This window comes from Hyphomicrobium sp. GJ21, assembly GCF_001006785.1.
Taxonomy (GTDB): Bacteria; Pseudomonadota; Alphaproteobacteria; order Rhizobiales; family Hyphomicrobiaceae; genus Hyphomicrobium_B.
On sequence record NZ_CDHO01000003.1, the window covers coordinates 972,937 to 992,519 of the forward strand.

Sequence of the window (19,583 nt, forward strand, 5' to 3'; positions counted from 1 at the left end):
AGGCACGAATGCAATTCACCCGGCCGCATTGTCAGCAAAGCACGATTGGACGGCAAAAATGGCTTAGTCGGCGCGGGGTGGCGGGCGCCGCTTTCTTCAATTATGAGATGCGGCGGAGCGAGAGACGCGCGATCTGACGGGGGCGATAATCTATGTGTGGGATTGCGGGCTTTATTCGCACCGATGGAGGCCCCGCGGAATTGGCCGTCGTACAGCGGATGACCGACGCAGTTCGTCACCGCGGCCCAAACGGAGCCGGGCATTTTATCGATGGGCCCGTTGCGCTCGGCCATCGTCGGCTCTCGGTGCTGGACCTGTCGGACGATGGTGCGCAGCCCATGCAATACGCCGACAGCGGGCTCGTCCTCACCTTCAATGGCGAGATTTATAATTATATCGAGATCCGGGAAGAGCTGCGCGCGCACGGCTATGCCTTTCACACTCAAACCGACTCGGAAGTGATCTTGGCGGCCTACTCGTGCTGGGGCGAAGACTGCGTCACGCGCTTCAACGGCATGTGGTCGTTCGCAATTCTGGACCGCCGGAAGAAGAAACTGTTCTGCTCGCGCGACCGGTTCGGCGTCAAACCGTTCTATTATCGAGTAGACGGCAAAGCCTTCGCTTTCAGTTCCGAGATCCGGCAGCTCTTGCCCTTCGGCGAAAGCACGGCGGCCGACATGGACGTCGTGCGCACGTATCTGGTGACGGACGCAAGCGAACTCGACGACGCAACGTTTTTCAAAGGCATTCGCCGCATGCCGGGCGGGCACAGCGGCGTCTACGATCTTGCCACCAACAAGTTCAGCATCCGCCGCTACTACGAGATCAAGCGGCGCGAGGAGATCTCGGCCCTGGGCATCGATGCCGCCATCAAGCGTTTCGGTGCGCTTCTGGAAGACGCGGTCCGGCTTCGAATGCGCTCGGATGTGAAGGTCGGCACCTGCCTCAGTGGAGGCATGGATTCTTCGACCGTCGCCACACTCGCATCTCGCCTCTACCGGCAATCGGCGGGCGGAGCCTTCGCCGCCATAACCGCTGTGAGCGAGCAGGAATCGAACAACGAGGCCCGTTACGCCGAGATGGTGGTGAAGGCCAGCGACCTCGATTGGCATCCGGTGAAGCCTGGCTATCGCGACTTCGCCGATACGCTCGACGCGGTCGTGCGCGCGCAGGAGGAGCCTTTCGGCAGTCCGTCATTGACGATGCAGTATTTCGTAATGAAGACGGCGCGCGACAACGGCATCACCGTGCTCCTTGATGGCCAGGGCGGCGACGAGACGTTGCTCGGCTACGAAAAGTACTACGCCGCCTACATCGCCTCCTCGTTCCGCCGCGAGGGCATCGGCGCGACCCTCGCAGCAATCCGCGCATCGGCCCGCAACAATTCTAAAATGGGGTCGGTCAACATGGCGAAATATCTCGTCGGCGGCATGGTCGCGCCGGCGCGTTACGCCTTCTATAAGCGGCGCCACCGCCATTTCACGCGGCACGCGGCGCGCCCGCCCCATCTCTCGGCGTTCGCGCGCAACTGCTTCGACAGCTTCGAACTGCAAAAGCTCGAGATCGAATCGACTAACCTTCCGATCCTGCTGCGCTACGAGGACAAAAACTCGATGGCGCACAGCATCGAGGCACGGCTGCCCTTCCTCGACTACCGCCTGCTCGAGATGAGCTTGTCCTTGTCCGACACCTACAAGATCCGGGACGGCTGGTCGAAATGGATCCTTCGCAAGACGATGGAGACGCGGATGCCGGCCGAAATCGTGTGGCGCAAGAATAAATTTGGCTTTGAGGCTCCGGAAGACATCTGGCTGAGGACGCATGCGGCCGAGATTGAAAAAGTTGTGGCTGCCTCACCGCTCGTGCGCGAGCTGACCAACGCGTCGGCGCTGTCGAGCGCCATGAAGCGTCTGGACAAGCGCAGCCGCTGGCGCCTCTATAGCCTCGCGTTATGGGAAAAAGAGTTCAAGATTGCCGCTTGAAATGCCAATTCGGCTCCAGCCTCCAGTCATCCGAAGGCGACACCAACCGTGAAGATCGCCCATCTCACATCGGTACATGCGCGCTTCGATACACGCATCTTCCTCAAACAGTGCCGTTCGCTGGCTGCGGCGGGCAACGAAGTTACGCTCGTTGTCGCAGATGGTCAGGGCGAGTCTAATCGTGATGGCGTCCAGATCATCGATATCGGAAAATCATACGGGCGGCGCGATAGAATGCTTGGTGCAACGCGCCGCGTCCTAAGGTGTGCGGTCGCGATTGATGCCGACATTTATCATTTCCATGATCCGGAATTACTTCCGATCGGCCTCGCTCTGAAGCGGCGCGGAAAAAGAGTGATCTATGACGCGCATGAGGATTTGCCGGGGGACATCCTTTCTAAATCTTACATTCCCGCACCGCTACGTCATCCCATCGCGGCTGTGGCGAATCGAGTTCAGAACTTTGTCGGCCGAAAGATCGATCGTGTTGTTACTGCGACTCCGGCCATCCGCGATAGCTTCACGCGCGTCGGCATTCCTGCCATCGACATCAACAATTTCCCCTTGCAGGGAGAACTTGAGGCAGAGATTGCCTGGAGCAACAAACAGAATGAAGCCTGTTATGTCGGCGGCATCGCAGAAATCCGGGGTATCCGGGAGGTAATTGCCGCAATGGCGATGACCAAATCCGGCACACGGCTGAATATCGCCGGCACATTTCAAGAGCAGGAGCTTAAAATAGAAATGGAGGCGATGCCCGGCTGGTCAAGAGTTAACGCGCTTGGCTTCCTTTCGCGCGACGAGGTACGGGATACTCTTGGACGTTCCGTTGCGGGGATCGTTACGTTTCTTCCGTTGCCTAACCATATCGACGCTCAGCCAAACAAAATGTTCGAGTACATGTCGGCCGGAATCCCCGTTATCGCGTCGAACTTCCCTCTCTGGCGCGAGATCGTCGAAGGAAACGAGTGTGGTCTGTGCGTCGATCCCCTCGACCCGAAGGCAATCGCCGCTGCAATCGACCAACTGGTCGAAAATCCTTTGCGTGCGAAGCGGATGGGCGAGAATGGCCGTCGGGCAGTCGTCGAACGCTACAATTGGGCTAACGAAGAACGTAAGCTGTTGCAAATCTATGATGAAGTCGCGGCTTGAGCAGGTGACCTACGCAGCGTCATCCGGCGGGCTCAACCAACTCGAGACGCTCTTTCGTCATGCCATGCCCCGGCGATCAAGCCCAACGCAAACATTGAAAGGCGTCCGCCCCAGTACGCGGACATCAAAAGATCACAGCCGACAATCAAGAAGCAGCATAGAGCAAATGGATCGGACCCTCTTAGGCCTATGGTTCCGGCATAAGTTAGGATCACGATTGCAAGGATAACGGCTATAAGTCCAGCCTCCGCAAACAGCTCCAGCAACACGTTGTGCGCCATAGGCGTGATGCTGTAATTCAAATTGCCATACCCCCACCCCAAGATAGGTCTCAGGTGGATGTGGCTGATCGCTGCCTTCCAAATATCAAGTCTGTTCACGCTGTCCTTTGCAAGTTTCTCGAAGTGCTTCTTGTCTTTAAAAAGTCCCTCGAGGATCTCTGGCGTGTATGCGGTGGCTTCGCGCACCTGATCTCGCTCACCGTCCGCCAGATCGACATCTTGCACTACAGCCGCATGTTCGTAGCCGGCGTCATTTGTTCCCTCGACAGTTTCCTCGCCGACGCTGCTTTTCTCTAAAGGCCCAGCGTCCACTGGACGAGGTGCAGCATCGTCCTTGCCAGATTCCGTTGCTTGGCTGCTCGTTTGAGAGCGATCGAGCGAAACGGCGGACGCCGATGACCGGCTCGTTTTCTGCTCGTACCGTAATGCAACACCATAACCTTTGATGACGATGCGGTTGAGACTCAACGGCGGGCCAACGACAGCTGAGTAAAGCCCGATCAGTGACAAGGACGCCAGCACCTGCACGCCGGCCGCCTTCACGTCATGTTGCAGAAACCACATAACGGCAACTGCCGCGCTGCCGAAGATGGCTGCCGTCACGTTGCCGCAGACCAGCGCTCCCGTAATTGAAGCGGCCAGTCCGAAAGGATTCTTCAGCGACGCGCTTGCGACCATCGAAAACGCCAACAGAAGTCCCGTCAGCTGATAGCTCGCGCCTCCGATCGCCGAAAAAGAAGTTGGATCTTTTAGACTCTGCAGCACGACAACAGCCGAAGCGGCAATTCCGACGCAAACGAGAAGCTTTTTGAGAGCGAGCCTTTCCGAGGGCTCCACGAAAATTGCATATCCCGCCATTAGCGCGACCGAGCCGAAACTGAAGATTTCGGCGATCTTCCGAATTCCCCACGGGGCAAAATCCGGAATTAATCGCAATGCGAGAAAAACATTGAGGAGGACGATCAAACCCACCAACGGCTGCACAATGCCCTGCAGCCTGACAACACGCAGGCTCAACGCGAGAGCCACGAAGCTCCCCATCAACACCGTCCAATCGACCGGTGACGGCACAGTCGTCTTGTAGAACCCCGAAAACAGGAACAACAATGTTAACGTAGGTAACACATATGAGGCCGCAGCCGAGCTCCGGAGCCGACGATACGGCGTCTGCACAAGCGTCATCGATCTAGCACCGCGTCAAAAAATTAAGTATTGCCTTCTCAGCCGACGGCTACGCCGGCCTAGTCGAGTTCATCGACAACAAACCCCGGACCCATATCATATTGACGACGGTGCCGACATTCCTAACGTCGCTATCGTGACACAAATCGCGGGTCGGTCTTTTCCTGATCGGCAACTATGTTGCGCATAATGGACTCGTTGCTTCCCGGCTATTTCGCTCCCCACCGCCGTAGGTCCCGACTGGCCGACTCCTAATCTGCTCCCGTACTCCATTTATTTCTGTTCTGGGAAGCAACCGGCCTCCGATCACCGGGAAATACCTGCAATGGATTTTCTGCAGCTGAGTCCCATAAAATTGGGGCGCGATGATAGCGCTGAGCCGTATGCTCTTGATCAGTCGCAAGACCACGAGATGGAAATCCGAACTGCATAGAGGATTGCACCCACTCTACCAAGGCGAGGCACTGCTACATCGCTTACTTATGACGTCGGCGAGCACGTGCAAAAGTAGAAACTTGGTACGCTTGAATCCATCGGCGACATTTGATGTGATGAGCATGGCAAGACCCACGCTTGCATAATCAAATTTAGTCATGTACGAGCCAATTGCTCACTCCTCAATCAATTGGATCGTGTCGTGATGCCTAATAGCGTCGAAGGTGATATTGCGCTTATCGGTCTTGGCTATGTAGGCTTGCCACTTGCGGTCGAATTCGGAAAAAAGCGCCGAGTCCTCGGTTTCGATATCAACGCCGCGCGTGTCGAAGAGCTGCGCAATGGCATCGACCGGACACTCGAGGTCGAGCGCGAAGAATTAGCAAGCGCGCGTCATCTGACATTCACAAACGACGCCGCCGATCTCGCCAACTGTCAGGTCTTCATCGTTACGGTGCCGACCCCGATCGACGATGCCAATCGGCCCGACCTGACACCACTCGTCAAGGCTTCGGAAATGATCGGCGCTGTGATGCGCCGTGGCGCAACGGTCATCTACGAGTCGACCGTCTATCCCGGCGCGACGGAGGAAGTCTGCGTCCCTGCTCTGGCCCGAGCTTCTGGCCTCGTCTTCAATCGCGACTTTTTCTGCGGCTACAGTCCCGAGCGCATCAATCCGGCCGACAAGCAGCACAAGCTGCCGACGATCGTAAAAGTCACCAGCGGCTCGACACCTGAGGTCGCCGATCAGGTCGACGCCCTCTACGCCTCGATCATCACAGCCGGAACGCACAAAGCCAGCAGCATCAAGGTTGCCGAGGCATCGAAGGTAATCGAGAACACGCAGCGCGATCTCAACATCGCTCTCATGAACGAACTCTCGGTTGTGTTTGCGCGCGTCGGCATCGATACCGCCGAAGTTCTGAAAGCCTCGTGCACAAAATGGAACTTCTTAAACTTCCGGCCCGGGCTGGTCGGAGGTCACTGCATCGGCGTTGATCCGTATTATCTCACGCACAAGGCCGAGCAGCTCGGCTACATTCCGCAGGTCGTGCTCGCGGGACGCCGGATCAATGACAACATGGGCCGCTATGTTGCACGCAATACCGTCAAGCTCATGCTGAAAAACGGCATCGATGTCCCGCGCAGCCGCATTGGCGTGATGGGCATCACGTTCAAGGAAAACTGCCCTGATACGCGCAACTCGAAAGTTGTCGACTTGGCGCGGGAGCTGGCTGAACACGGGGCGGAAATCGTCGTCGAGGATCCGCTCGCCGATCCGGACGAGGTGAGCCACGAATACGGCATCAAACTGAGCAAGGTCTCGAGCGAACATCCGGTCGATGCACTTGTCATCGCCGTGGGACACGACAGCTACCGCAGCTTGACGACTGACGAGATCAAGAGCCGGTTGCGCGGTTCGGCGCCGGTCGTCGCTGACGTGAAGAGCCTCTTCGACCGACACGCCCTTGCCGCGCGCGGCATCACCGTGTTTCGACTCTGATGTCGCGAATTGAAAGATCTGAGGCGCGCGAAGCGCGTAAACGTCGACACGATCGCAGGCGCCTGGAAATTATGGGCGTCACGCGTAGGATTGCTCCAGAACATTTGCTCACGACCCCGCCGTCGAATAACAAGACCCTAATTCATCACTCGAGCTTCGCAGCAGGATTGACACGATGACGGCGATCACAGACCGAAAGGTTCGTTTTGCACTCGTTGGATGCGGACGCATTGCAAACAATCATATCGGCGCGATCAAATCGCATAGCGAGCGATGCGAGATTGTCGATGTCTGCGACGTGTCGCCTGAGACGCTCAAAGCCGCTACGGAAGCGACAGGCGCGAACGGGCATGCCAACTTGGCTGATATGTTAGCCAAAACCGACGCCGATTGCATCGTGCTCACGACGCCCAGCGGCCTGCATTCCTCACAGGCGATCCAATGCGCGCGGGCCGGCTTCAACGTTCTGACGGAGAAGCCAATGGCAACGCGGTGGAGCGACGGCCTCGCGATGGTCGAGGCGTGCGATAACGCCGGCGTCAAACTTCTGGTCGTCAAACAAAATCGCCGCAATGCCACGCTTCAGCTTTTGAAAAAGGCGATCGAAACGCGCCGCTTCGGCCGTATCTATTCCGTATCCATCAATGTCTTTTGGGCTCGACCTCAGGAATACTATGACAGCGCTAAATGGCGCGGAACGTGGGAATTCGACGGCGGCGCATTTATGAATCAGGCCAGCCACTACATTGACTTGCTTCATTGGTTGATCGGTCCCGTCGAAAGCGTCATGGCTTACACCGGCACCCTTGCCCGCGACATCGAGGTCGAAGACTCGGGCGTCGCCGCCCTCCGCTGGCGCAACGGCGCCATCGGCACGTTGAACGTCACGATGCTGACGTACCCCAAGAACTTCGAAGGATCGATCACGATCCTCGGCGAAAAGGGCTCCGTGCGCATCGGCGGCGTCGCCGTCAACGAAATTCAACATTGGGAATTTGCAGACAAGCAAGCCGAGGACGACGAAGTCCGGCAAGCCAGCTACGCAACGACGAGCGTCTATGGTTTCGGCCACCCGCTCTACTACGATAACGTCATCAAGGTGCTGCGAGACGAAGCTGTACCGGAAACAGACGGGCGCGAAGGGCTGAAATCTCTCGAGCTGTTGATCGCGCTTTATCGCTCGGCGAGGGACGGCCGGCGCGTCGCGCTTCCGTTGGAATACTGACAGGCGAGCAAATCATACCAGCCGCGCTGAACAGGTAAGAACGATATGCAGTTCATCGACCTCAAGACCCAACAAGCCGCGATCAAAGCGAACCTCGAACGCCGCATCCACGACGTTCTTTCGCACGGCCAGTACATCATGGGCGCTGAAGTCGCGGAGCTCGAAAAGACGCTCGCCGATTATGTTAGCGCGCGCCATTGCATTAGCGTCGCGAGCGGCACCGAAGCACTACTGATCGCGCTCATGGCCTTCGGAGTGGGCCCGGGAGACGAGGTCATCACGGCTCCGTTCACGTTCGTCGCCACCGCCGAGGTCATCGTCCTGCTCGGTGCCAAGCCGGTCTTCGTCGACGTCGAACCGGCCACGGCGAACATCAACGCAGCGAGCATTGCCAGCAAGATTTCATCGCGCACCAAGGCCATTATCCCAGTCAGCCTGTACGGTCAGGTCGCCGATATCGATGAAATCAACGCCGTCGCGGCAACTCACGGAAACATTCCGGTGATCGAGGACGGTGCCCAAAGCTTCGGCGCTACCTACCGCGGACGTAAAAGTTGTGGCCTATCGACGTTCGGTGCCACGAGCTTTTTTCCGTCGAAGCCTCTTGGATGCTACGGCGACGGCGGCGCCCTGTTCACGAACGATGACGCCTTGGCGACCGCCGCGCGCGAGATCCGTACACATGGCCAGAGCAAGCGCTATGTGCACACGCGCATCGGCGTCGGAGGCCGCATGGACACGCTGCAATGCGCTATTCTCCTCGCGAAATGGCCACGCTTCGAGTGGGAGGTCGCGGAGCGCGAGCGGATCGGGCATCGCTACGGTACGCTTCTCGCGGAAGCCATCCCGAGTTTTCGTCCTCTCGAACCTGCGGACCTTCAAGCTCCTCTCGCCAGCGCTCGCGGGTTGAAGGTTTTGTCCGACCGAACCTCGGTACACGCGCAATACACGATACTCGTGCCGCATCGCGCCGAAGTGCAACAACGCCTCAACGCCGCCGGCATCCCGACCGCCGTGCACTATCCAGTGCCGCTCAACGAACAGCCGGCCTATCGCGATCTTTGCAACGACGATCCGACGCCTGTTAGCGCATGGCTGGCACAGCACGTGATAAGCCTGCCGATGGGACCGGATCTATCGGAAGCCGACCAAAACACCGTCGTTGCGGGTCTACAGAACGTTCTAAGCGCCATGTCAGTCGAAAAAACAGCCGCCGCCCGGTGATCGTTGGACACCCGCTTACGACTCCGCACCTGCAAATCTGCCATACCTCGTGAGTTCAATACGAACTCGAACTACGGAGCGGAACGTTCTCCGTCGATTTAGATCGCAGTCGAGGGCAGCAACAATGACTGTCGCCAGCGCTTGGAAAGATGCGAGATTCTGGATCATCGGATCGGTGATCGTCACGCTTGTCGCCATCGCGGCTTGGCTCAACCATCCAAGAGTGTCTCCGCTCATCTTGGCACTGCAAAACGGCAGTCAGTCCCCCGAACTTTTCGAACTGCCGAACGGCGTGAACGAGTTCGACCTGCTCTTGATCGACGGTGTCTATTATTTTGCGCAGGACAACAAGACGACAACTGAATTGCGATCTGCAAAGTCGCTGAAAGATCTTGCCGTTGCAAAGTCGTACACACCCGTGCCCGACGGTCGTTATCCCTCTATCCAATATGAAAGCGGCATCTGGCACCTGTGGCTCTGGCTGTCAGAGAAATCGGCCACTCAACATTTCACATCGTCTAAATTCGAAGGGCCGTACACCTCGACCGATACACTCCCGGCGAACTTGGCGGATATCCACGTGCGCAAGGCCCGGAATGGGCAATATTTCGCGGTGTACAAAGACCTCGGGAAAGGCGCGCAACTAGCCGCTGGCTTGCTTACAGCTCGGTCACTGGATGGCCCCTGGCATGATCTCGGCCACATTTTTGAGAACGACCGAGACGCTTGGCATGCTAGCGAAGAAGCAGATCCAGCATTCTTCGAATCATCAGGACGATCCTACGTTTCTTTTGCAGGATGGAGTGGAACCGATCATTCGCAGAACCAAAAACTTGGAATGGTTGAAGTTGACCCTGAAACAGGAAAAGCAATTGGAAAGGCGACAATTCTATTGGAAGCCAGCAAACCGTGGCACATAAAAAACAACCAGCGGAAGTTGTTCAATCCTGTTTTTCTATGCGATCAGTTTCGATCGCGGATGTTCTTCGCTCAAAATGTCAGCGCAGCCGGCATTCCCGCGGGATGGGGTTTCATTGACGCGAACACGCCATGCCAGGGATGAGACGAGAACGGCACTTCCTCAAGGCAACTTTTTCAATATCATCAACCTGGCCGCTGACAGAACAAGCTTTCACATCTGCATCCAAGCATGGACAGATCGCGCCCCGACAGGAGCTGCTACATGACCGCTAAGCCGCCGTTCGTTCATGAAAGCGCCTACGTCGACGATGACGTCGAACTCGGAGAGGGGACGAAGATCTGGCACTTCAGCCACATCCTTTCGCGCACCCGTATCGGCCGCAATGTTTCAATCGGACAAAATGTGGTCGCAGGCCCGGACGTCACGATCGGCGACAATTGCAAGATTCAGAACAACGTTTCTCTCTACAAAGGCGTCGAACTGGAGCAGGGCGTGTTCTGCGGTCCGTCCTGCGTTTTCACAAACGTGCTCAACCCGCGCGCCGAGATCGAGCGGAAGGATGAGTTTCGCTTAACCCGCGTCCGGCGCGGCGCCACCATTGGCGCCAACGCGACCATCGTCTGCGGTCACGAGCTCGGCGAATATTGCATGATCGGCGCCGGCGCCGTCGTGACCAAGGACGTGCCAGCCTACGCGTTGATGGTCGGCGTGCCCGCCCGACGCATTGGCTGGGTCTCAAGAGCAGGTGAAATCCTCAACGAGACTCTGACTTGCCCAAGAACGGGCGAACGCTACACCGAAGAGCGCGGCACGCTGCGGCGGACAGATGACGAATAGGTCGTCGTCACCGCAACACCCGCGCGTCCTGTTAGTCGAAGTTGGATTCGTCAGTAATTGGGCCATAACCGAAAGCCTTTTCAAGGTTCACACCGAAAATGCAGAAACGCCTTGCAGGAACGCAAAGCAGCATTGTAGGGGGAGTGAATAGATGGCATCGACTATCTACGACTGTCGGCAAACGCACACATTGCTCCAATCGACATGAAGCACGTCTGGATCCTAAACCACTACGCGCAGGAACCGGGCGGAGCGGGAGGCACGCGGCATTTCTCCCTCGCCCGTCACTTATCCAGCTACGGCTGGAAGGCAACAATCATCGCCGCCAGCACCGATCATTCAACCGGATTGCAGCGCCTGAACGCTGGAGAGACGCAGCGACTCCAGACCTACGATGGCGTTCCATTTCTTTGGCTGAAAACGCGCGGGTATTCCGGAAACGGAATGGACCGCGTGGCGAACATGTTCGACTACACTCGCGCTGTCCTAAATCGCCGGAATCTCTCTTCGCTTGATCCACCTGACGCGATCATCGGTTCAAGCGTCCACCCGCTTGCCGCATGGGCCGGACGTAAATTGGCGAAGCGCCACGGCGTGCCATTCGTGTTCGAGGTCCGCGATCTATGGCCGCAAACGCTGATCGACATGGGACGGCTCTCGGATCATCATCCAGCCGCCATCGGACTTCGATGGCTGGAGAAATCGCTCTATCGCGCTGCTTCGCGAATTATCGTGCTCCTGCCGCATGCCCACGAATACATCGAGCCGCTCGGAATAGCGCGGGAGAAAATAGTCTGGATTCCAAATGGGACCGACACAGATAGTTTTGGGCGCCAAATGCCCATCATGGAAACGGATAAATTCACGCTGATGTATTTCGGTGCCCACGGCGCCGCGAACGGACTGGATAATCTGCTGTCAGCGATGCAAATCGTAGCGAAAACTCCAAAAGGCGATCGAATTTGCCTGCGGCTGATTGGAGACGGGCCGTTGAAGCCGTCTCTTATGGCGGCGGCGAAAGCCAAGGGCCTGACGAATGTCGAATTTGAAGATCCGGTTCCTAAGAACGACATTCCCGCGCTCGCCGCACAGGCCGATGCTTTTGTATTCAACCTGATTGATGCGCCGGTTTTCAAGTACGGCATAAGCTCAAATAAGCTTTTTGATTTTCTGGCAGCCGGGCGCCCTGTGCTGTTCTGCTGCGCTTCGTCAAACAATCCCGTCGCTGATGCCGGTGCCGGAGTTACCATCCCGCCCGAAGACCCCCAGTTGCTCGCCGATGCGATAATGAATGTCGCATCGCTTTCCTTGGCACAGCGCACGGAAATGGGTCTCGCCGGCCGGCGGCATCTCGAACAAAATTATGCTATGGATCGTCTCGCCGGTCGGCTTGCCTCTATGTTGGATGTAGCGTGATTTCGCAATGAAGCGAGCGTTTGACATCGTCGCTGCCGGTTTGGCCGTTATCGTGTTCGCGCCATTCATCGCAATGATCGCGCTATTGGTACGCTGGCGACTAGGCAGTCCTGTCCTGTTTCGCCAAATGCGTCCGGGCAAGGATGCCCAGCCTTTCGAGATACTGAAGTTCCGATCAATGACGGATACCCGCGACACGGAAGGCCGTCTGTTGCCAGACGCCGACCGGCTGACACGGTTCGGCCGTTTCCTGCGGTCAAGCAGTCTCGACGAGCTTCCAGAATTGTGGAACGTGCTCAAGGGTGACATGAGCCTGGTCGGGCCGCGCCCGCTTCTGATGGAATATCTACCGCTATACTCGCCTGATCAGGCACGCCGTCATGACGTGCGGCCCGGATTGACCGGATGGGCGCAAATCAATGGGCGTAATGCGCTGTCGTGGGAACAGAAGTTCGCACTGGACACGTGGTATGTCGATAATCGGTCGTTCTGGCTGGATATCAAGATTATTGGACGTACTATTGTTGGCGTATTGAAGCGCTCAGGAATTTCGGCGCAGGGCGAGGCAACCATGCCGCGCTTCACAGGAACTGAGAATGGGAAGGGAAATTCGGCGTGACGCGATCCCTTCTCGTTTTAGGTTGCGGAGGACATGGCCGCGTGGTTGCCGATGCCGCGCTCGACTGCGGTTATGAAGAAGTCGCATTTCTCGATGACGCCGCATCTGTAGATCGCCCAACCGGACTAAGGGTACTCGGTCCTTTCAAGGCGGCAACGGAACTGGCAAACGAATGGCCTGTCGCCATCGCCGCAGTTGGCAACGGCGCTGTGAGGCTGGAGTTATTTCACAACTTGCGTCGTATGGGCTTTCAAACCCCCCGCATTGTTCACCCTTCGGCAGTCGTCAGTCGCGGTGCTTCCCTCGGTGAAGGCATATTCGTCGGAGTTGGCGCCATCATCAACGTTGGCGTGCAGATCGGCGACGCCGTGATCGTCAACACCGGAGCCAGGATTGACCATGACTGCGAGATCGGGGCGGGAAGCCACATCGCCCCCGGCGCAACTTTATCAGGTGGCGTCGTAGTCGGTGAACGAGCTTGGCTCGGAACGGGCTGCGCGGTTCGGCAAGGCGTCAAGATCGGCAGCGGTGCATTGATCGGTGTCGGTGCAGCCGTGGTCAGTGACCTTGCAGCCGATAAAACGTTTGCCGGCGTTCCGGCTCGCATACTCGAGTGAGCAACCAGATAAGGCGCGGCATGCTCAATACCCCCTTCTCTCCTTGGCCGTCCTATTCTGAAGAAGAGATCGACGCCGTCGCTCGTGTTATGCGCTCGAACCGCGTCAACTACTGGACCGGCGACGAATGTCGCAAATTCGAGAACGAATTTGCCCAATGGACTGGATCGAACCACGCCGTTGCGCTCGCCAACGGCACGCTGGCACTCGAGCTGGCGCTTCATGGGCTCGGGATCGGACCAGGTGACGAAGTCGTCGTAACGCCACGTACCTTCCTCGCTTCCGTTTCCTGCGTAGTCAGCGCAGGCGCCATCCCGATCTTTGCCGATGTCGATCGCGACAGCGGTAACATCACTGCCGCTTCCATCGCCGCTGTACTCACGCCGCGCACAAGAGCCGTTATACCCGTGCACTTGGCGGGCTGGCCTTGCGATATGGACCCGATCATGGAGCTTGCTGCTCGCCACGGATTAAAAGTGATCGAGGATTGCGCTCAAGCCCACGGCGCCCGCTACAAGGGCCGTTCGGTTGGCACGATCGGCCATGTCGGTGCTTGGTCGTTCTGCCAGGATAAAATCATCACCACCGGCGGCGAGGGCGGCATGGTGGCCACCAACGATTCAGAAGCATGGTCGCGCATGTGGTCGTTCAAAGATCACGGCAAGAGCTGGAAAGCAGTTTATGAGCGTAAACACCCGCCGGGATTCCGCTGGGTGCATGAAAGTTTCGGCAGCAATTGGCGCATGCTCGAGATGCAGGCTGCTATCGGCCGCATTCAATTGACGCGCATGGCGAATTGGAATGCCGCCCGCTCGGCCAATGCGGCGAAGATTCTCAATGCTCTCGTTCCGTTTACCGGCGACACGGGACCACTGCGAACGCCAACGCCTCCTCACGACGAAGGCTCAAGTCATGCGTGGTACAGACTATATGCTTATGTGCGGCCCGAGAACTTGGCCGAGGGGTGGAGCCGCGACCGGATCGTGAATGAAATCGCCGAACGCGGTGTGCCCTGCTTTCAGGGTTCATGCTCGGAAGTTTATCTCGAAAAGGCATTTGACGGCACGGGCTGGCGTCCACGCGAAAGGCTGCCGGTAGCCCGCGAACTAGGCGAAACCAGCCTAGCTTTCCTCGTTCACCCAACGCTGACCGAGCAAGAGATCAATCGGACCAGCTCCGTGGTCGGCGAAGTTCTGCACGCCGCGAGCTACTGATCTCGAATGGAGCGGAAGCATCAGATCCGCGCACCATCGATAAACCGCTCTACCCTACGAGTTTCCGAGATAAGCGCGAAGCGCGTTGGCTAAGCCGAGCCCGCGTACGCCGTCGATGCGTCCCTTGAGGTAACGCAGGGGATGCGATCTCCAGTAGTACCTTCGCCGCACACTCTTCGGGATCGAGGACTCGAATTTCTCGCTCGGCCCGGCAGGCGGCGGCAGAATGCCGTAACCGTTGAGTCCCATTTCCCAACCGTAGCGAATGTCGACGTCCACCGGACGCGTCCGTTGACGCGACGCCAGCAGCTTCCGGCAACCCGACTGACTGAGAACGTAGGCGGTTGTTGTTTTCGGAAAATGCGCATACCGCACCAGCCAGCGCTCGCCGCTCAATTGCGAAAGGCGGCAGTGCGGAAGGCTCTTGACGTCGGATAAGGCGACGATGTCCCACCCTGCTGGCAAATGCTTGACGCAAGTCTCGACGACTTCATGAAAGTCGCTCGCCAGGATGGCATCGTCCTCGAGCACAACGGCGTAAGGCAGTCCGCGCGCGACGATGTTCTCGGCGGCGATGAGATGACTGGCGTAACAGCCTATCTCACCCGCCAGGAGCGATACTGATCCGCTGAAATTCGCCGCCAATCGCTCAGGCACTGCGTCGCCGCGAACCGCTTCGATGCGCTCGAACGGACCACCGATCTGGCCGCTGATATAGGCGAGGCGATCTGTAGCTGATGCGAGATTGATGACGAAGACTTGCATGCGCGCGGGGCAGGACTTATCCAGTTGAACCATCCCAGTGCAATGCGTCGCGATTCGCCGTCAAAGTCGGACGGGACGGCAAACGACAACGTGGCTCATATGCTTTCAGCAGCATCCGTCTATTCCATCGCGGAAAAGCTTAGCCAAAAAATTCGCGACAATCCAGCACGCGCACTCTTCATCGCATTTCTCATCTCGATCTTTTTTCTGAAAGGAGGCGCATCCCAAGTCGTTGCCGTCGCGTGTTTCGCCGTCAGTTGGATTTTGATCTTGCGCAAACCGCGCAGCTCCGAATTACCGACGCCGCTGATGGCGCCCATCGTCATTGCGTTTCTCATCGCGAGCGAGTTGCGCCTGCTTTTGCCTCCCTACGGGAGTGCCACCGCGACGTTCGGTTCAGGCATATCTCACGCGCTTTTCATTGCGGGTTTATACGGTCTCATTCTTTACGCACAATTGCATCTGCGCTTTCGCGAAATCCTGTGGCTAACAGCCGGTGCAGCCTGCGCATGCGTGATCGTCACGTTCGTAGCGGCCACGCATATCGGCGGCAGATTGCTCCTCGTCGGTCGAACCGATAATCCCATTCTCGCGGCTGGAGCCATGGCCGCAGGCCTGCTCGCGGCAGTCACATTGCTCGCCTACCACATCGACATTCGGCGCACGCCGCTGAAAGCGCTGCTGGCAGCGACGATGATCTGCATCACGCTGACCGCAATTTATCTTACCGGTAGCCGCGGACCGCTCCTCGCGCTGATACTTGCGCTCGCCCTGACGACCCTGGTCATTGTTTACGGATCACGAACGCTGCTCATTGTCAGCGCGTTCGGCGCGTACGGACTGGTAGCTTCCAGCGTCTTGTTTTATGGCCCGATCCGCGACGCACTCTGCCCCGCGATCGACCTCGCTTGCCGTGATCCGTACCGATACGGCATCTGGATGCAAAGCCTCGATGCGATCGCAAGCCATCCACTTTGGGGAGTAGGCTCCGCCTTTCGCTTCCCAGGTGAAATTCCTCACGCCCACAATACCTATCTTGGGATGGCTCTGCACTACGGGATTCCGCTTGCCATTTTTTTCATTGCCGTGATGGCCGTCACACTTTCTCGCGCATCCGAGCTCAAGAGTAAGGATGAGAAGTTTTTCATCGTGGCGATGCTCATATTCGCCAATGGCTTTATGGCGTCGGATCTGAGCGAGCCGCTGCGTTCGTTCAACACGCACTATTTGTTTTTATGGACGCCGATTTTTCTGGCCTTGATCCGGCCGCACGCTGCTCAAGATGAGACGCACATCGAGGAAGCACAACAATCCTCGCGGTGAATGGGCGACAGCCAAACCGCAAGCAATTTATCGCGGCGCTGCGGCGATGTGATCAATGAATCGTTTGCGAGATCGGCTCTTGATCCGGGCTCTGATGCGCACCTTTGCCAGGCTTCGCACCAGACGCCGGCTGATAACCCTCAACAACGCGCGTCAAAACGCTCTTGAGCGCAATCATGTCTTCGGCCTCGATCGCCAGCATCAGCAGATCGAACTCTCGCTCGAGATCCTTCAACGGCAGAAACGGCTCGTCGGACTTGTAGATGCGCTGGTGCTCGGTAGGCTTCGTGCTGGCGCCGATCAGTAGCTCCTCGTACAGCTTCTCGCCTGGCCGCAAGCCGGTAAAACAAATTTCGATATCGCCGTCTGGATTTTTATCGTCGCGAATTTCGCGATTGGAGAGCCGCACCATGAGCCGCGCGAGATCGAGAATGCGGACCGGCTCACCCATTTGCAGCACGAAAACTTCACCACCGGTCGCCATCGCCCCGGCCTGTATCACCAGCTCGGCAGCCTCATGGATCGACATGAAATAGCGCACGACATCGGGATGCGTGACGGTGAGCGGACCGCCCTCGGCGATTTGCTTACGGAAAAGCGGCACCACGGACCCGGAACTGTCGAGCACGTTGCCGAAGCGTACCGCCGTGAAAACCGTTCCGCTTTGACTTGCCGCTTCGGCCTGCACCACGAGTTCCGATAAGCGCTTCGACGCGCCCATCACGTTCGTCGGACGCACCGCCTTGTCGGTCGAGATCAGAACAAAGCGTTCGACCCGGTTGCGTACGGCAGCCTTAGCGATAACGAGCGTGCCAAGCGCGTTATTGATGATTCCGGCGGTCGGATTGCACTCCACCATCGGCACATGCTTGTAGGCAGCCGCATGGTAGATCGTCTCGACGCGGTGCTCACTGAGCAGAGCGTTGACCAGCCTTTCATCGCTGACCGAGCCGAGAACCGTAACGACGCGAGGCCTGACAACATCTGCCGGCAACTTTGCCAACGCGTCTCGGATTTCCGATTTTGTAGAGCGCCGGCTCCGAGATTTCGAGCAGCACGAGCAGGCGTGGCAGCTGCCGCACCACTTGATGCACCAGTTCGCTGCCGATAGAACCACCTGCACCGGTCACCAGAACCGACTTGCCCCGCGTATTCCGTTCCATGAGCTCGTGGCGCGGCATCACAGGATCGCGGCCCAGGAGATCGTTGACATCGACGTTACGCAAGCTGTTGACGCCGACATGACCCGACGTGAAGTCCTCGTACGCGGGCAAAACCTTGACCGTAACCGGAAGCTTCTCGAGTTCCTTCAGAACCTCGCGCCGCTCCTGCCTTTGCGATCCGGGCAAAGCGACCAAGACTTCACACGGAGCTTCGGACTCGACCAGCGAAGCCAAACGGCTCGGCGGATAAACTTTGACCCCACCGGCATACTGACGCCAAAGCGTAGGCGAGGAATCGATGAACGCGACGATGTCGCGATCGCGCGCGCGCCGCACGTTGTTAAGCAGCTCGATTCCCATCCGGCCCGCGCCGTAGATCAGCGTCGGTCTAGGTGGCACGCGCGTATACTCACGCGCAGTCATGATATCGGCGCTGTTGAGGATCGCCTTGATCGCATAGCGCACCGCAATGAGAGCCAGCGCGCCGAGAACCCCATAGGGGATGATGATCGAGCGCGGAATGCCGTTCTGGCCCGAAAGGAACACCAGCAGCGCCCAGATCAACGTGGAAAGTCCGACGGCAAGCCCAATCTGGCTCGCGCCGCGATAGCCGACGAAGCGGGTGACCACCCGATAGACGTTGAAACGCCACAGTATCGCGAGGGTTATGAGCGGCGCAGCTAGAACCAGCGCCCAGGTGCCTTCGCCTTCCGGAACCTCGAGCTGTCCAAGACGGATCGCCATCGGCAGCCGCAGCGCAATGATAAGCAGCACGAAATCGACGACAATCAACACCGCGCGCTTGTGATAGCGCGGCATTTCAAAGATGCGGCTCCTCATGGCACCCCGATAGAACTAGACCGCTTAGCAATATTTTCTTTTGATCGAAATGCAAGCCATTAGTGGTTGGCCTGTCTCCACAATTCGTGCCGCAATGTCCGTTTTATAACACAGTGAGAGCACCCCAAATCAACGCCACTGCAATCCCGGAAACGATCACGTTTGATTGCAGATCTTCACCTGGCAAATGCTCTTTGTGTTTGAAGTGGCGATACATGAAAACGGGCGGCTCCGCGCCGCGACGGCGCATCGAAACGCTCTACAGCTTCGCTGCGCATTGAAGACGACACCGAAATTACAGGCCGATCGCAAGCAACGCCTCGGGCTGCAAACCACAGTCACTTCGGTTAGCGGAACGGCCCCTTCGATTTTGCAGTCATTCGAATTGGAGATTGCAACGACATCCAATGAGTTCCGGAAAAAATGCATAGCCATTACGGCCATGTCTTTCCGCGTTTCATGTGGATTTGCTCAGCTGAATAATTTGGCATTCGCGGTAATACCACACCAAACACCTATTGAAGCGAATTCAATATGTGTTCGATTTCGCACAAACGCCCCTCGGACCCGCCGCAAATAGCATCGAACTACGACGCATTTTTCGCCGTCTCGGAACTACGGTCCCCTCGCCTCGGCTCCGCTCGAACTCGGCCACGCCATCCGCAACACGGACTCTCCAACCACCGTTCGATCAAAAAAAATCGAAAGGAGTTTGCTGCAGAGCACCAAGAAAACTTCATAAGCCCTGCATTATAACGCAGGATCCATATAAGCGGCGACAATCGCGCAGTGCGATCAAACGCGCGACACAGCCAGAAAAACACGCGCCGTAGAAACAGCATCTCGTTGTCACAACCGCAGTGCAGCATAATAAAGACCTGC

At 57.5% G+C, this 19,583-nt stretch carries 17 protein-coding genes; 12 read left to right on the forward strand and 5 right to left on the reverse strand.

What is annotated here, in order from left to right:
• Positions 1 to 152: 152 nt before the first annotated feature.
• Together asnB and HYPGJ_RS12900 are read left to right on the forward strand one after the other, a co-directional pair.
• Positions 153 to 1,982, forward strand: coding sequence for an asparagine synthase (glutamine-hydrolyzing) (gene asnB / locus HYPGJ_RS12895; RefSeq protein WP_083984123.1), 1,830 nt, complete (start codon positions 153 to 155; stop codon positions 1,980 to 1,982).
• Positions 1,983 to 2,030: 48 nt separating this feature from the next.
• Positions 2,031 to 3,134, forward strand: a complete 1,104-nt coding sequence (locus HYPGJ_RS12900; RefSeq protein ID WP_046847509.1) for a glycosyltransferase family 4 protein — start codon at positions 2,031 to 2,033, stop codon at positions 3,132 to 3,134.
• Between the two features lie 32 nt (positions 3,135 to 3,166).
• On the opposite strand, the gene HYPGJ_RS12905 is transcribed toward HYPGJ_RS12900, so the two are convergent.
• The gene (locus HYPGJ_RS12905; RefSeq protein WP_143440526.1) at positions 3,167 to 4,486 is read right to left on the reverse strand and encodes an O-antigen ligase family protein; all 1,320 of its coding nucleotides are present in this window, start codon (positions 4,484 to 4,486) and stop codon (positions 3,167 to 3,169) included.
• Between the two features lie 751 nt (positions 4,487 to 5,237).
• On the opposite strand from HYPGJ_RS12905, the gene HYPGJ_RS12910 reads away from it, so the two are divergent.
• From HYPGJ_RS12910 to HYPGJ_RS12950, 9 genes are all read left to right on the forward strand, one after another.
• Positions 5,238 to 6,536 (forward strand): nucleotide sugar dehydrogenase, encoded by a 1,299-nt coding sequence (locus HYPGJ_RS12910; RefSeq protein ID WP_046847511.1) that lies wholly within the window; start codon positions 5,238 to 5,240, stop codon positions 6,534 to 6,536.
• Between the two features lie 175 nt (positions 6,537 to 6,711).
• The gene (locus HYPGJ_RS12915; RefSeq protein ID WP_046847512.1) at positions 6,712 to 7,761 is read left to right on the forward strand and encodes a Gfo/Idh/MocA family oxidoreductase; all 1,050 of its coding nucleotides are present in this window, start codon (positions 6,712 to 6,714) and stop codon (positions 7,759 to 7,761) included.
• 45 nt (positions 7,762 to 7,806) lie between these two features.
• Positions 7,807 to 8,985, forward strand: a complete 1,179-nt coding sequence (locus tag HYPGJ_RS12920) for a DegT/DnrJ/EryC1/StrS family aminotransferase (protein ID WP_046847513.1) — start codon at positions 7,807 to 7,809, stop codon at positions 8,983 to 8,985.
• A gap of 124 nt (positions 8,986 to 9,109) precedes the next feature.
• Entirely contained in the window at positions 9,110 to 10,048 is a 939-nt protein-coding gene (locus HYPGJ_RS12925) for a family 43 glycosylhydrolase (RefSeq protein ID WP_046847514.1), read from the forward strand.
• 120 nt (positions 10,049 to 10,168) lie between these two features.
• A complete protein-coding gene (locus HYPGJ_RS12930; protein ID WP_046847515.1) occupies positions 10,169 to 10,744 on the forward strand; it encodes an acyltransferase in 576 nt (191 codons plus the stop codon).
• Positions 10,745 to 10,948: 204 nt separating this feature from the next.
• A complete protein-coding gene (locus HYPGJ_RS12935) occupies positions 10,949 to 12,160 on the forward strand; it encodes a glycosyltransferase family 4 protein (protein ID WP_046847516.1) in 1,212 nt (403 codons plus the stop codon).
• A gap of 7 nt (positions 12,161 to 12,167) precedes the next feature.
• Positions 12,168 to 12,779 carry a sugar transferase gene (locus HYPGJ_RS12940; RefSeq protein WP_046847517.1) on the forward strand — a complete coding sequence of 204 codons (612 nt, stop codon included), beginning with the start codon at positions 12,168 to 12,170 and terminating at the stop codon, positions 12,777 to 12,779.
• Positions 12,776 to 13,396: an acetyltransferase gene (locus tag HYPGJ_RS12945; RefSeq protein ID WP_046847518.1), complete on the forward strand. Its 621-nt coding sequence runs from the start codon at positions 12,776 to 12,778 to the stop codon at positions 13,394 to 13,396. Before HYPGJ_RS12940 ends, HYPGJ_RS12945 begins: the two co-directional genes overlap by 4 nt.
• Before the next feature lie 20 nt (positions 13,397 to 13,416).
• The gene (locus HYPGJ_RS12950; RefSeq protein ID WP_046848393.1) at positions 13,417 to 14,610 is read left to right on the forward strand and encodes a DegT/DnrJ/EryC1/StrS aminotransferase family protein; all 1,194 of its coding nucleotides are present in this window, start codon (positions 13,417 to 13,419) and stop codon (positions 14,608 to 14,610) included.
• 54 nt (positions 14,611 to 14,664) lie between these two features.
• Here the strand turns inward: HYPGJ_RS12950 and HYPGJ_RS12955 are convergent, their stop codons facing one another.
• Both HYPGJ_RS12955 and HYPGJ_RS19140 read right to left on the reverse strand, forming a co-directional pair.
• Complete coding sequence (locus tag HYPGJ_RS12955; protein ID WP_244466122.1) at positions 14,665 to 15,408, reverse strand: glycosyltransferase family 25 protein; 744 nt, start codon at positions 15,406 to 15,408, stop codon at positions 14,665 to 14,667.
• A gap of 86 nt (positions 15,409 to 15,494) precedes the next feature.
• Positions 15,495 to 15,701, reverse strand: a complete 207-nt coding sequence (locus HYPGJ_RS19140) for a hypothetical protein (RefSeq protein ID WP_143440527.1) — start codon at positions 15,699 to 15,701, stop codon at positions 15,495 to 15,497.
• A gap of 22 nt (positions 15,702 to 15,723) precedes the next feature.
• Here HYPGJ_RS19140 and HYPGJ_RS12960 point away from each other — a divergent pair, with 22 nt between their 5' ends.
• Positions 15,724 to 16,698, forward strand: coding sequence for an O-antigen ligase family protein (locus HYPGJ_RS12960; RefSeq protein ID WP_143440528.1), 975 nt, complete (start codon positions 15,724 to 15,726; stop codon positions 16,696 to 16,698).
• A gap of 52 nt (positions 16,699 to 16,750) precedes the next feature.
• Here HYPGJ_RS12960 and HYPGJ_RS19490 read toward each other — a convergent pair whose 3' ends face one another.
• Positions 16,751 to 17,701: a polysaccharide biosynthesis protein gene (locus HYPGJ_RS19490; protein ID WP_244466123.1), complete on the reverse strand. Its 951-nt coding sequence runs from the start codon at positions 17,699 to 17,701 to the stop codon at positions 16,751 to 16,753.
• A complete protein-coding gene (locus HYPGJ_RS19495; RefSeq protein WP_244466124.1) occupies positions 17,634 to 18,680 on the reverse strand; it encodes a polysaccharide biosynthesis protein in 1,047 nt (348 codons plus the stop codon). Before HYPGJ_RS19495 ends, HYPGJ_RS19490 begins: the two co-directional genes overlap by 68 nt.
• Between the last annotated feature and the right edge of the window lie 903 nt (positions 18,681 to 19,583).